We start from the raw sequence: 14,321 nt of genomic DNA on the forward strand, positions 1-14,321 counted from the left end.
CCAAACCAATAGCAGAAAGCAAAGGAGCCCTTAAATCATGTGAAGTTTTGTAAATAAAATGGTCTAGCTCATTATTAGCCTTGAGCAATTTTTGCTCCGTGAGCTTTCTTTCTGTAATATCATGCAGATTGATTACCAGCCCATTTACCTTATGATTATCTAGCAGGTTAGAAATGGTGACATCAAAAAATCTCTTCTCACCTGCTATATTGTAAAGACCAACTTCTGAGAACTTATCTTCCCTCATAGCTCCCTCTTCTACAAAACTCCTCAGAGAGTTAGCCTTATTTATTTCCACAAACTCAAAAAGATCCCGTCCCAGTGCTACTTCAGGCTTTACACCTAAAAGTCTTTCGACTGATCCGGTAATGTATTTGATTACAAAGTCTCTCCCTGTAATCAGTATTATGTCGGTTGACTTCTCTACTAAAGCTCTAAACATACTTTGCGTACTCACTTCCTCTTTCCCCTCCATGTAGCTTAAAGCGGTATTTAAGTCATATCCCTCTCTTTTGAGTGGAAACTGTGTTTTCATTAACCGCAGCTTTTTTGCTACTAAATAATAATTGCCATGGCTGTAAGCTGGCTAGATACCTTGAGTTTTGAGCTTTCTATCACTCCTTGGTTCATTTCGAATGCCAACTTGCCATTTACTGTCTTAAAATTGATGCCACTACCTTTTTGACCTAAACCAGGTTTGTCAGTAATAATTAATGTGGCAGCATTACTAAGCTTTGTTTTAATTTCGTCAAACTGATTGCTTGCACCTTTTGCAACGTATAGGATATCACATCCGGCAACCTCAGCAGCAGAGCTAAAGTTTTTGATAGCAAATGTTTTATTACCTCTTACTTTTCCATCATACCAGCTGTTCAACGTATTAAACACCTCGTCATCACCGATGACACCGATCACAAACTGCTGTGAATTGTTATTTGCAGGCCACTGAATGTATTTTACAAAATTGTAAATCATCATTGAGTGAATTTCATGTACAGGCCTGTCTGCACCATCTTTGTTACTTGCAATTGAACCTACCACTGAGGTCAACATAAGTAGAACTATTAGGTTAATTTTTCTCATAAATGTTAGCGTTGTTTTTTGATAAACTTTTTTTGGACAATCATTTACATACCAAAACAAGTGCCAGAAAACTTAAAGATTAAAAAAAGGCCTCTAGTAAGATTAAAGGCAGATATCATCGATTTGCTTAATGAATGAGTAAAATTTGAATTAACGATATTTCGTGATTAAACGATATTTCGTAATTATTTTTTAGAGATGTTTAGCTTTTTCATGCGTGAGGCCAAAGTGGTAGGTTTCATGTTCAAAATTTCCGCGGCACCATTCTTTCCGCTCACTTTCCAGTTTGTGTGTTTCAATACTTTTAAAATATAGTCCTTTTCGTACTGTTCTAATGACTTAAAAGTTGAGTTATCTACTTCTCCTCCATTTTTCAACCAATTCCCAATCTCAAGGTTTTTACCCTCTGATATGATAACTCCTCGCTCGATTATGTTTTCAAGTTCGCGCACATTACCAGGCCAACTATAACTCAATAATTGATTAAGTGTACTCTGAGATACCTTAGTTACATCTTTGCCCAGTTTCTGATTGTACCTTTTCATAAAATGATTGATCAACAAGGGCACATCATCTGCTCTTTCTCTTAAAGGAGGTATGGTTATGGGGAATACATTTAATCGGTAAAACAAGTCAGACCTAAACTCTCCTTTCTCAATGGCTTGTTCCAGATTACGATTGGTAGCTGCTATTACCCTCACATTTACCTTGATGGTTTTTACTCCTCCCAACCTTTCAAACTCCCCTTCCTGTAGTGCTCTTAACAGCTTAGGCTGTAGCTCCAGAGGGATTTCGCCTACCTCATCTAGAAATAAGGTGCCTTCATCTGCAAGTTCAAATCGGCCTCTTTTCAATGATGCCGCACCCGTAAAGGCACCTTTTTCGTGACCAAACAACTCACTTTCGATAAGTGTGGCTGGCAGTGCTGCACAATTAACTTTTACTATGGGCTTGTTACTCCTGTTACTTATCCCATGTATCGATCGGGTAATGACTTCCTTTCCTGTTCCTGTCTCTCCAAAAATTAATACGGTAGAGTCTGTCTTGGCCACTTTTTCTACCTCGTTAAGCACTTTTTTAAAGCCAACATCCTGACTTATTATGTCTTCAAAATTTTGGTTGAGTTTTATTTCTTCCTTCAAGTAGACATTTTCTGCCTGTAGTTTATCCCTCAATTCTTCAACTTCTGCGATGGCTCTCTCGAGCTCCTTATTTGATTGGGACAAAGCTTTGGTTCTGGCTTCTACTTTCCGCTCGAGATTTTGGTTAGCTTCTTCCAGTGCTTCCTGAGCATGTAACCTTTCGAGCTCAAGTCGCATCCTCAATGCGCCCAACCTCATCAGGTTTTCAACCCAGCTTTTGCGCTCAATAAATCCATCATCACATAAGAAAAAATGACCTATAGGCTCTTTTTCGCTACTTGAGATAGGCACCGCCATATAGCCCTCCACGTCCTTCAGTCTTTTGAGTAGCTGACTGTTTGGATATGTTTTGGCTACACCCTTTTCTATTAGATGAAAATCACCAGCTACCACATTTTCGCAAGGAGAACCTTTTACTTCATATTCAAACGACTCCCCAAACTTACCTCTGTGCCAGAAATTGACTACTCTTACTGTTAGTGGGTCTTGCTTAATAATTCTACTCATACCGGCATAGCGGATTCTGAGCAAACGAGCAGTTTCAGCCATGAAGTTACTTACAATCCCTCGCTCTGGATTTACTATAGAAGCTTCTGTGACCTGGCCTACTATTCGCTCAAACTTGCCCTCATCAGACTCACTATGAACAATACCCAAAATACCCAACTCGCCATCGATAGAAAATATGGAAGCCGACAACTGCGCAAAAATACGCTCTCCTGATTTTGATTTGAAAACAAGCTTATTTGTCTCACCACTCTTGTTACGCGAAACCCTATTGAAAAAGTCGACAAACTGCTTTTTTTGATTAGGCATAATCTCGGTGAGATTGATGTTAAGCAGTTCATCTTTGTTATACCCTAATAATTCACACACTTTCGGGTTAACATCTACAATTTTATTCTTATTAGGGTCTCCTATAAAAATGGCATCATTTGAATTATTGAAAATATCTAAAAACTTACTTTTAATATCTTCAAGAGACTTGTGAGAATTTCTTAGTAGTTTTTCCTGAGAAAGACGCAGCTGCTTTTCAGCTTCAATAATGTCCGTTACGTCTTGAGTGGTACCGATCATTCTAAGCGCTACCCCCGACTGACCTCGAGAAAGCACCTTACCCCTGTCTCTTACCCAGCGCCATTTTCCCGAACTATCCTTTATTCGATGCTTCGATCTGTACTCATCTACTTGCCCATTGAGATGTTCTCTCATCCTTTGCTCTATCAAAGCGATATCGTCAGGATGAGTAATCTCTCTCATCTTTTTGAGAAAACTGTCTGCTTTAGACTCATAACCAAAATGTGACGACCACCTCTGACTAAACTCAACTGTTCCTTGTTGCAAATTCCAATCCCATACCCCTTCTGAAAGAATCTCTAGTCCGGTTTGCCACCTTTCTTCGTTTAAGCCTATGGCTTTTTCAATGGCAATAACTTCTCTTATATCTCTAAAATACAGGCAAACAATGGACTTCTCTTCAAATGCAATTCGCTTTGAGGTTACTTCAACCGGTATTTGCTCTGAAGACTTAGTGCTTATTATTGAACGTGAATCAGTTAACTCCTTTTCAAAAAAATCACTAATCGAAAAATCTTTAAATATTTGATCGGCCTGTAACTCTTTTAGCTCCTCAATAGTGTATTGAAGTATTGAAAAAGCCTTTTTATTTACATCCAGTATCTTACCGTTGGAATCAATCCATACAATAGCCTCCGGGGAATTGTCTATAGTAGAGTGCGAAAGTTCTTCGTTGAAATTATCGTTCATCGGGCTCATCTCGTGAGTGAGGAAGTTAAGCAATTTGAATTAATTTGATAAACACCAGGGTAATACAAAAGCCTGACAATCGAAATTATCAGGCTTTGCAATATGTAAAATTTCTTCTTATCTAGATCATAATAGCCATGGCTGTTAATTGGCTTGATACTTTTAAATTGTTTGTATCTACAGAACCTTGATTTAACTCAAACTTAAGTCGATTATTTACGACCTTAAAATTGATACAACTTCCTTTTTCACCTAATCCATTTTTGCCAGTAACTGTAAGTGTAGGCTGACCGGATACTTTCTGATTTACGGCTTCAAAGTCTGCTTTATTACCAATGTATAAAAGTTGGCAAGACCCAACCTCACTTGCAGAGTTATAATTTTTAACTATCAGTTTTTTATCACCTCTGTCTTTGTTTCCATACCAGGTGTTAAGTGTATTAAATACATCATCATCACCAATTACTCCGATTACAAACTCCCCACTATTCAAATCTCCTGGCCATTGTACATACTTCAAGAAGTTGTAAATCATCATCGAGTGCAACTCGTGAGTTGGCCTGTCCTGTGCATAGCTATTGCCAATTATGGAAACAGCAAAAACTGTGATAAGTACTGAACTTTTTATAAAACTCATATTTCCATCAAATTATAATATTACAAATATAATACAATGTAAGTATTACACCTCTATTTCATACATTATTAGGGAGTTAAGTAACCTAATGCTGTATGTTACTACTTGATGTAACTAAAATCGTGCCCAGATTTTAATTGAAGCAAAAACTCGTACATCAACCCGATCACATTTTCTACGTCATCTTTATGTACTGTTTCTACCGTTGTGTGCATATATTTTAATGGCAATGAGATTAGGGCGGAAGCCACACCTTTATTAGAATAGGCAAAAGCATCTGTATCTGTACCTGTAGCACGTGATGCAGCAGCTCTTTGATATGGAATTTTATTTTTTTCAGCAGTTTCAATAATCATCTTTAAAAGATTATTATGTACAGCCGGCCCATAAGTGAGCACAGGTCCTTGTCCTGCTTTTTGTAAACCACTCTCAATTTTGTTGTACATTGGCGATGTGGTCTCATGGCAAACATCGGTCACAAGTGCCAGATTGGGATTAATAGTCTCAGCAATCATCTGAGCTCCTCTCAGCCCCACCTCTTCCTGTACTGCGTTCACAATATATAAACCAAAAGGAAGCTCTTTTTTATTTTCATGAAGTCTTCGTGCGACTTCAGCAATCATAAAACCCCCAACACGGTTATCGAGAGCTCTACCTACAAGGTAATTTTTATTAAGCTCCATAAGGTCATCATCAAAAGTCATGACAGAACCTACATGAACACCTAACTTCTCAACCTCTTCTTTTGAAGAACATCCTACATCCACAAAAATATTCTTTAGACTAGGCTTTTCTTCGCTGCTTTTATCTCTCACATGGATTGCTGGCCAACCAAAAATACCTTTAACTTCTCCTTTATCAGTATGGATATTTACCCTTTTACTAGGAGCTATCTGGTGATCAGAGCCACCATTTCTCCTTACATAAATGTAGCCTTCCTCAGTGATGTAATTTACAAACCATGAAATTTCATCTGCATGAGCTTCTATTACGACCTTATATTCAGCTTTTGGATTGATAACGCCTACTACGGTACGATACGTATGCGTAAAGTATTCATCGATATACGGCTTTAGGTATTCAAGCCAAATCTCCTGTCCTGAGGTTTCAAAACCTGTTGGAGAGGCATTATTCAAATATTTTTTTAGGAAAGTTTTGCTCTCGTTATTCATATGTATGTTTTAAACTGATCGGGTGATTCCTCCATCAACTCTTATATTCTGGCCTGTAATGTAGCCTCCATCGTCTGAAAGTAGGAATACAGCAGTCTTAGCCACTTCTTCAACCTTGCCCGCTCTATTCATTGGTATTGCCTTCAGGTTGTCTTCCGTCACATTATAGCTGTCAATAAACCCAGGCAATATGTTGTTGATTCTGATATTGTCAGAAGCAAACTCATCCGACAATAGCTTCACATAGCTACCCAATGCCGCTCTCAGTACAGAAGATATTGGAAAGTTTGGTGAGGGCTCAAAAGCAGCAAAAGTAGAAATATTCGCTATGGCTCCCTTTCCTTGCTTCTTCATTATTGGAATCACCAATTTTACCATTTTGGCTACATTTAATAATACCATGTCGAGTCCTTCTCTCCACTGATCTTCGGTAAGTTCTAGGAGATCTCCTTTTGGTGGGTGGCCGGTATTATTTAAAACGACATCTATACGACCATAGCTCTTCATGGTGAGATCCACCAATTTTTTCAGATCGTCTTTGTTGGTCACACTTCCCTGAATTGCTATTCCTTCAAGCTCATTGGCCAGAGCCATAATAGATTCAGACCTGGCCATAAGCGAAACTTTATAACCATCTGCAGCGAGCGCTCTGGCACAAGCTTCGCCCATGCCTTTACTTGCTGCGGTAATTATCGCTACCTTCTGCATTATAATGGAATATTTCCGTGTTTCTTTTTAGGAAGTGAAACTGCCTTATTTTCAAGCATTTTGAATGCTTTTATCAGTTTTGCTCGTGTATTTTCAGGGAGTATCACTTCATCTATATAACCTCTATGTGCTGCTTTGTAAGGGTTAGCAAACTTCTCAGTATACTCGTCAATCTTCTCCTGAAGTTTTGCTTCAGGATCATCAGCCTCAGCAATTTCTCTTTTAAATATAATTTCTGCTGCTCCTTTGGCTCCCATAACAGCAATTTCTGCCATTGGCCAGGCGTAATTCATGTCAGCCCCAATATGTTTTGAGTTCATCACATCATATGCTCCACCATATGCCTTTCTTGTAATCACAGTTACTCTTGGTACAGTAGCTTCGCTAAAAGCATATAGCAGCTTGGCCCCATTGGTAATTATACCATTCCACTCCTGATCTGTACCAGGTAAAAAGCCAGGCACATCTTCAAACACTAATAATGGAATGTTGAAGCAGTCACAAAATCTCACAAAACGAGCTCCTTTAGTGCTAGCATCAATATCTAATACTCCTGCCAAAGAAGCAGGTTGATTACCTACAATACCGATACTTCTACCACCTATTCTTGCGAATCCCACCACGATGTTTTCCGCAAAGTTTTTATGGACTTCCATAAAACTTCCATCGTCTACGGTTTGCTCTATGACCTCTCTCATGTCATAAGGCTGATTAGGATTCTCAGGCATTATGTCATTTAAAGATGGTACCTTTTCATCACCTGAAGGCTCATAAGGAGCAATAGTCGGATCTTCCTCACAGTTTTGAGGCATGTAGCTTAAAAGCTGTTTAATATTATTTATGCATTCGACTTCGTTGGCACATGAAAAATGAGTTACACCACTTTTGGTACTATGAGCACTGGCTCCTCCAAGCTCTTCTGCTGTTACTGTTTCCTGAGTTACTGTTTTAACTACGTTGGGTCCAGTCACGAACATATATGAAGTATCTTCTACCATCATTATAAAGTCTGTGATAGCCGGAGAATAAACTGCACCTCCTGCACAAGGTCCCATGATAGCAGAAATTTGAGGCACAACGCCAGAAGCCAGCGTATTTCTGTAAAAGATATCGGCATAGCCCCCTAAAGAAACCACACCTTCTTGAATTCTAGCGCCACCAGAATCGTTAAGCCCGATAACAGGGGCCCCATTTTCCATGGCTAAATCCATGATCTTAACGATTTTTTCAGCATGGGTTTCAGATAATGAACCACCAAATACTGTAAAGTCCTGAGAAAACACGTAAACAAGTCTACCATTGACCTGCCCGTAACCAGTTACAACACCATCACCAGGGTAATACTGCTTATCTAAGCCAAAATCTTTGCACCTGTGCATGACAAACTTGCCAATCTCTTCAAAGGTGCCTTCGTCCAACAATAGTTCTATACGCTCTCTGGCTGTGAGCTTACCTTTTTTATGCTGGGCTTCGATTCTTTTCTTACCCCCGCCAAGTAAGGCTTCGTCATTCTTTTCTTGGAGCAACTCGTATTTCTGTTGGTTTCCAGGTACTGTATAAACTGGTTGATTTTGCTTCTTTTCTGACATATTCGTTTCTTTTCGGAAATTTCAAAGATAATTAAAAACCGATGGAATCAGCCGGATATCGAGGTCGATTTTATGCTAATGATTGCTTATATTCGGCAAATTTTTAATCCTCATGGCTGATCCGATTGCAATTATTGACTGTGGCACTAACACCTTTCATCTATTAATAGTTAAACCTGTAATAGATGGCCAAGATGAAATTATTCTTAAAGAAAAAATCGTTGTCAAAATTGGTGAAGGTGGTATTAATGACCAGATAATTGTACCGGCAGCTGAAAATCGCGCATTGAGTGCTTTAAAGTCATTTAGCGATAAAATCACAGCACATAACGCCACAAAAGTATTTGCATTTGCAACTAGTGCGTTTAGAAATGCCCGCAACGGAGAAGAGCTGAAACAAAAAGTGAAATTAGAAACTGGAATAGACATTAACATTATTCCAGGAGATCAGGAAGCCTCGTTTATATTTGAAGGAGTAAAAACCGCTATGCCCATTGGCCGCGAACCAGTGCTTGTAATGGATATAGGTGGTGGAAGTGTTGAGTTTATCATCGGAAACTCAGAAGAAGTGTTATGGAAAGAAAGCTTTGAGCTAGGCGCTCAAAGACTCTTAGACCTTTTTCACAATACAGAACCGATCAGCAAAAATGACCTCAATCGACTAGAATCATTTTTACTAGAAAAACTCGCTTCCTTATTAGAAAACATCAAGGCGTTTGGGCCAAATGTACTTATTGGCTCATCGGGCACTTTCGATACATTAAGTGACATCTACTGCGCAGCAAATAATATTTCTATTGACGAAAACGCCAGTGAAAGACCACTAACTATTGGTTCATTCAAAGCAATATTTGTGGACCTTGTTTCAAAAAACAGGGAAGAGCGCCTTGTAATACCAGGCATGATCGAGATGAGAGTAGACATGATAGTGGTAGCTTCAGCGCTTATCGAATTCCTTCTAAATCAACATCCTTTTAATGAATTAAGAGTGTCAACCTATGCGCTGAAAGAAGGGGTGCTGAGCTTAGTGAAAAGCGACCAAATGTAGAGTGATTCTTTTCGAAAAAGAATATATCACTAACTTTGCGCGTCATGAAAAATCACTATACCAAATCAGAACTTACCAGTTTTACTAAAGATGTTTTTCTTGCTATGGGTTGTAGCGAAGCCGATGCGCAGATCGCAACTGATGTATTGGTAAAAGCAGACCTGAGAGGGATTGACTCTCATGGAGTAGCCAGATTAATTGGTTATGTTAGATTGTGGGAAGCCGATAGAATAAACCCCAAACCTGATATTAAGGTAGTTCATGAAACACCAAGTACAGCAGTGGTAGATGGTGACCGTGGGCTAGGTTTAGTGGTAGCTCCTGCTGCTATGAAAATAGCCATGCAAAAGGCTAAAGAAGTAGGGAGCGGCTGGGTTTCAGTAAAAAATTCAAATCATTTTGGTATAGCCGGCTATCATGCTATGATGGCCCTGGAAAATGATATGGTAGGTATGGCCATGACTAATGCAAGCCCTTTAGTAGCTCCTACATTTGCCAAAGAGCGTATGCTGGGTACCAACCCAATAGCAGTAGCTATTCCTTCTGCAAAGCAACCCCCTTTCATAGCTGATTTAGCAACTACAACAGCAGCGAATGGTAAGCTTGAGATTTTACAAAGGAAAGAGGAGCAAGCTCCTACAGGCTGGATTCAGGATAAGGAAGGCAAAAACTCAAATGACCCTCACGAACTAAAAAATGGTGGAGCACTATTGCCTTTGGGAGGTGACAGAGAGCATGGTAGTCATAAAGGATATGCGCTTGGTTCTATAGTAGATATATTTTCTGCTGTATTTTCTGGTGCAAATTATGGACCGTGGGCACCTCCTTTCGTAAGTTTTTTACCATTATCTGAAAATCCTGTGGGTGAAGGGCTAGGTCATTTTTTAGGCGCTATGAGAATAGACGCTTTTAGACCAGCCGATGAATTTAAATCTCACATGGACAATTGGATTTCACGATTTAGAGAAGCAGAAGCTGTAGAAGGCAAAAAGGTAATTATACCCGGAGACCCTGAAAGAGAGATGGAAGCGGAACGCGGTAATAATGGCATCCCTTTAAATGAGAAAGTAGTAGAAGACTTAAGAGAAGTAGGGAAAAAATTTGGACTTGAATTGGCCTAAAAACCTGCAGTAAATCCAAATCTTATCACTAAAGGACTATTGTATGGGGATTTCAGGTCGTCATACAATGCGTTGTATAGTGCTATTGCACTTAGACCAACATTTCTGCTCAAAGGCATAAAGTACCCTCCGCCTAAAAACAAACCAGGTACCCACTCTCTTTGGAAAGTGTTATCAAATGGGTTAAAATATTCAAGATTGAGAGACTCATATTCGGCTTGTAGAAAAAATTGATCTGTAAGGCTTCTTCTCGCAAATAGCCTTCCACCGTAAATATTGGTTTCGAACTCTTCTCCGTTATTGAATTCTATTTTGTAATAACTGTAAGTAATCCCTAAGCCAGCCGAAAAATTATCTGTAACGCGGTATCCCACTAAAGGTGAGACTTCAATATTAGTTATGGTGCCAAACTGTAAACCTAAGCCCCCGCCCACAAATACCCGATCTTTCCAATCGCTACCTTCCGTGGGTTCGTCAAATTGAGCAAAACCCTTAGTTGTAATTAACAACAGAATGAATGGCAGCAATTTTAATAATTTGGACATACTATTCTTCCTCAACAATAATAAATAAGTCTTCAGAATCTTTCTTCATTAGGTATTTTTCTCGGGCGAATTTTTCAAGGAGCTCGTCATTGCTCATTAGTTCTTCGCGCTCAGCTTTTACTTCTTCGATCTTATCCAAATAGTACGCTTTTTCGTCTTCAAGGTTTTTTAGCTTATTGCGCAATTGATATTGAGTAAATATGTCGTTGGCATCAATAAACAACATCCAGATGAAGAAAAATGAGCCTACCAAAAAATAAAAACTGCGTGTAAATCGTGGTAACTTCATCACTTAAGTTTAAAAAATAATACCTTAAAATAACTAAAAATTAATGACTTATACTATCAAAAAGCTTTAGTGAGCTTGATTATATGTGTCTTGAAAAACAAAAAAGCTGTACTGCATCACATGCAGCACAGCTTAAATAAATATATCAGTCCTATTATTTAGAAGGGAATTTCGCCACCTCTTCTAATTCTTCTTCAATTCTAAGCAATTGATTGTATTTCGCCATTCTATCAGATCTTGATGCAGAACCAGTCTTAATCTGACCAGCATTAGTAGCCACTGCTATATCAGCTATAGTTGCATCCTCAGTCTCACCCGATCTGTGTGAGATTACAGAAGTAAATCCAGCTCGGTGAGCCATTTCAATAGCATCAAGTGTTTCGGTAAGCGTACCAATTTGGTTTACTTTAATTAATATCGAATTAGCACTTTTCTCTTCAATACCTCTTTTCAAGAAATTAACATTAGTAACGAATAAATCATCACCTACCAACTGGCATTTGTCTCCAATCTTGGCGGTTAACATTTTCCATGCTTCCCAATCGTTCTCATCACAACCATCTTCAATAGAATCTATTGGATATTTCTCAACTAACTCAGCAAGGTAATCTACTTGCTCTTGCTTAGATCTTACAGACCCTTTATCACCTTCGAATTTTGTATAATCATAGCTACCATCTACATAAAACTCAGAAGATGCGCAATCTAAGGCGATAGTTATATCGTCCCCAGGAGTGTAGCCCGCAGACTTTATAGCATTAAGCACACTTTCCAGGGCTTCCTCAGTTCCTCCTGAGAAGTTAGGGGCGAAACCACCCTCATCACCTACAGCTGTACTCAAGCCTTTGTCCTTAAGAATCTTTTTCAAATGATGGAATACCTCAGTTCCCATTCTAATGGCTTCACTAAAGCTAGCAGCTCCCACAGGACGAATCATAAACTCCTGAAAAGCTATAGGTGCATCTGAGTGTGATCCTCCATTGATAATATTCATCATCGGAACAGGAAGAGTATTAGCATTTGCACCGCCAATGTATCTATATAAAGGCATACCAAGCTCAGCAGCAGCAGCTCTTGCAATAGCCAAAGAAACACCTAATATAGCATTTGCTCCAAGCTTGCTTTTATTTTGAGTACCGTCAAGTTCGATCATCATCTTATCCAACAGATTTTGCTCAAATACTGAAAAGCCTACTAGCTCTTCAGCTATCACTCCATTTACGTTGTCTACTGCCTGAAGTACACCCTTACCCATGTATACCGATTTATCACCATCTCTAAGTTCTACGGCCTCATTTTCTCCTGTAGATGCCCCAGACGGTACGGCAGCTCTTCCTAGTATGCCGCTTTCTGTAACTACATCTACTTCGATAGTTGGGTTACCTCGTGAATCAAGTATTTGTCTTGCGTGTATGTCGTGAATTAAGCTCATTTATGCTATTATTTAGATGATTTAATTAGTTCTATAAATTGATCAAATAAGTATCTTGAGTCATGTGGACCTGGAGATGACTCAGGGTGATATTGTACTGAAAATGCATTTTTTCCCTTAACAGAAAGTCCTGCCACAGTATTATCATTGAGATGGATATGTGTAATTTCAACTTTATCAGACTTATCGATATCTTCAGCAGACACTACAAAGCCGTGATTTTGAGAAGTAATTTCACTTAATCCTGTGGTTTGGTTTTTAATAGGATGGTTAAGACCTCTATGACCATGATGCATCTTATAGGTACCAATACCACAAGCTCTTGCTAAAATCTGATGGCCAAGGCATATACCAAACAATGGCAAATCCTCCTTTAATATTTCTGAAACCGTATCAACAGCATATTGCATAACTGCAGGGTCACCTGGGCCATTTGATATAAAATAACCATCAGGATTCCAGGCTTTCATCTCTTCAAATTTAGTTTTAGCAGGGAATACTTTGCAATAAGCATCTCTGCTACTTAAATTTTTTAAGATGCTGGTCTTTATCCCTAAATCAAGTACAGCTACTTTAATTGGTGCCGACTCGTCCCCAACATAATATGGTTCTTTTGTAGCAACAATAGATGATAGCTCCAACCCTTCCATTGAAGGCACTTTTTCCAGCTCTTTCTTCAGTTCGTCACCATTTATCTCAGATGAAATTATCGCATTCATGGCACCTTTGCTACGTATATGCCTTACAAGCATACGCGTATCAACATCGGCAATACCTACAACATCATTCTTTTCAAGAAACTCCTGTAAGCTTTCAGTAGCTGTTTTGCGGCTATAAACTTCAGCATATTCGTTTACTACGAGCCCAAATATCTTTGGGGTTTTAGACTCCGTTTCTTCATCGAGTGCCCCATAATTGCCAATATGTGAGTTTGTGTTTACGATGATCTGACCATAGTAACTTGGGTCGGTATAGATCTCCTGATAACCGGTCATGCCAGTATTAAAACATATCTCACCTCCTTTGGTACCTTTCTTCCCAATAGAGGTGCCTTCGAGCATAAAACCGTCTTCTAATAACAAATAAGCTTTTTCTTTTTCCTTCAATTTCATAGAGCTACTGAATTAAGATTGTGCAAAAATAAAAAAAGGGATTAGATAAAAATCTAATCCCTTCTATATTTCTAGTAGAATTCAATTTACTTTTTTTTCTCTTCGTCTTTTGAATCCTTCTTCTCTTCTGTTTTTTCTTCTGCCTTAGGCTCCTCCTTTTTAGTTTCAGCCTTTGGAGTTTCCTCAGCTTTCTCCTCTTTCACTTCCTCAGCTTTCGCTTCCTTAGTTTCTTTTGCCGGAGCAGCTTCGTTAGAACTCGTTGTTGACTTTTTACCGCCTCTTCTACTTCTTCTTGTTTTAGACTTCGATGACTTATCATCACCTAGCAACATTTCGTTGTAATCTACCAACTCAATGATGCACATATCAGCGTTGTCACCTAGTCTATTACCAGTTTTAAGGATTCTAGTGTATCCTCCAGGTCTGTCGGCTATTTTTGTAGCTACTTCATCAAATAAAGTCTGAACGCTGGTCTTATCATTTAGATAAGAGAATACAACTCTTCTAGAGTGTGTAGTATCGTTCTTAGCTTTAGTAAGTAAAGGCTCAACATATTTCTTAAGCGCTTTAGCTTTCGCTACAGTAGTAGTTATTCTTTTATTTAATATCAAAGAAGTAGCCATGTTTGAAAGCATAGCCTTTCTATGAGGAGCTGTCCTGCTCAGATGATTAAATT

Annotated in this window: 14 protein-coding genes; 2 read left to right on the forward strand and 12 right to left on the reverse strand. The window is 38.8% G+C overall.

The genetic code is table 11. The annotated features are described in order from the left end of the window. The 7 genes from E1176_RS15300 to E1176_RS15330 all read right to left on the reverse strand — a co-directional run. Positions 1-535: PAS domain S-box protein (locus E1176_RS15300; RefSeq protein WP_155211607.1), on the reverse strand; the 535-nt coding region annotated here is incomplete at its 3' end. 20 nt (positions 536-555) lie between these two features. Then, on the reverse strand, positions 556-1,083 hold the full coding sequence (locus E1176_RS15305) for a YfiR family protein (protein WP_246206076.1): 528 nt from the start codon (positions 1,081-1,083) through the stop codon (positions 556-558). 185 nt (positions 1,084-1,268) lie between these two features. Beyond that, positions 1,269-4,025 (reverse strand): sigma 54-interacting transcriptional regulator, encoded by a 2,757-nt coding sequence (locus E1176_RS15310; RefSeq protein WP_155211609.1) that lies wholly within the window; start codon positions 4,023-4,025, stop codon positions 1,269-1,271. A gap of 88 nt (positions 4,026-4,113) precedes the next feature. After that, positions 4,114-4,629, reverse strand: coding sequence for a YfiR family protein (locus E1176_RS15315; protein WP_246206078.1), 516 nt, complete (start codon positions 4,627-4,629; stop codon positions 4,114-4,116). Positions 4,630-4,730: 101 nt separating this feature from the next. Beyond that, positions 4,731-5,801, reverse strand: coding sequence for a M42 family metallopeptidase (locus E1176_RS15320; RefSeq protein WP_155211611.1), 1,071 nt, complete (start codon positions 5,799-5,801; stop codon positions 4,731-4,733). Between the two features lie 9 nt (positions 5,802-5,810). Next, a complete protein-coding gene (locus tag E1176_RS15325; protein ID WP_155211613.1) occupies positions 5,811-6,509 on the reverse strand; it encodes an SDR family oxidoreductase in 699 nt (232 codons plus the stop codon). Next, positions 6,509-8,098: an acyl-CoA carboxylase subunit beta gene (locus E1176_RS15330; protein ID WP_155211614.1), complete on the reverse strand. Its 1,590-nt coding sequence runs from the start codon at positions 8,096-8,098 to the stop codon at positions 6,509-6,511. The genes E1176_RS15325 and E1176_RS15330 overlap by 1 nt, the downstream gene beginning before the upstream one ends. A gap of 112 nt (positions 8,099-8,210) precedes the next feature. On the opposite strand from E1176_RS15330, the gene E1176_RS15335 reads away from it, so the two are divergent. Both E1176_RS15335 and E1176_RS15340 read left to right on the forward strand, forming a co-directional pair. After that, positions 8,211-9,146, forward strand: a complete 936-nt coding sequence (locus tag E1176_RS15335; protein WP_155211616.1) for a Ppx/GppA phosphatase family protein — start codon at positions 8,211-8,213, stop codon at positions 9,144-9,146. A 44-nt stretch (positions 9,147-9,190) separates the two neighbouring features. Next, positions 9,191-10,267 (forward strand): Ldh family oxidoreductase, encoded by a 1,077-nt coding sequence (locus E1176_RS15340; RefSeq protein ID WP_155211618.1) that lies wholly within the window; start codon positions 9,191-9,193, stop codon positions 10,265-10,267. On the opposite strand, the gene E1176_RS15345 is transcribed toward E1176_RS15340, so the two are convergent. The 5 genes from E1176_RS15345 to rplQ form a co-directional block, all read right to left on the reverse strand. Continuing rightward, positions 10,264-10,812 (reverse strand): hypothetical protein, encoded by a 549-nt coding sequence (locus E1176_RS15345; protein ID WP_155211620.1) that lies wholly within the window; start codon positions 10,810-10,812, stop codon positions 10,264-10,266. The genes E1176_RS15340 and E1176_RS15345 overlap by 4 nt on opposite strands. Before the next feature lies 1 nt (position 10,813). Then, a complete protein-coding gene (locus E1176_RS15350) occupies positions 10,814-11,101 on the reverse strand; it encodes an FtsB family cell division protein (protein WP_155211622.1) in 288 nt (95 codons plus the stop codon). 154 nt (positions 11,102-11,255) lie between these two features. Beyond that, a complete protein-coding gene (eno, locus tag E1176_RS15355; RefSeq protein WP_155211624.1) occupies positions 11,256-12,533 on the reverse strand; it encodes a phosphopyruvate hydratase in 1,278 nt (425 codons plus the stop codon). Positions 12,534-12,541: 8 nt separating this feature from the next. Continuing rightward, complete coding sequence (gene carA, locus E1176_RS15360; protein ID WP_155211626.1) at positions 12,542-13,645, reverse strand: glutamine-hydrolyzing carbamoyl-phosphate synthase small subunit; 1,104 nt, start codon at positions 13,643-13,645, stop codon at positions 12,542-12,544. A gap of 86 nt (positions 13,646-13,731) precedes the next feature. Next, the coding region (rplQ, locus tag E1176_RS15365; protein ID WP_246206081.1) for a 50S ribosomal protein L17 at positions 13,732-14,321 on the reverse strand (590 nt) is incomplete at its 5' end.

Source organism: Fulvivirga aurantia, from assembly GCF_009711475.1.
GTDB classification, from domain to species: Bacteria; Bacteroidota; Bacteroidia; order Cytophagales; family Cyclobacteriaceae; genus Fulvivirga; species Fulvivirga aurantia.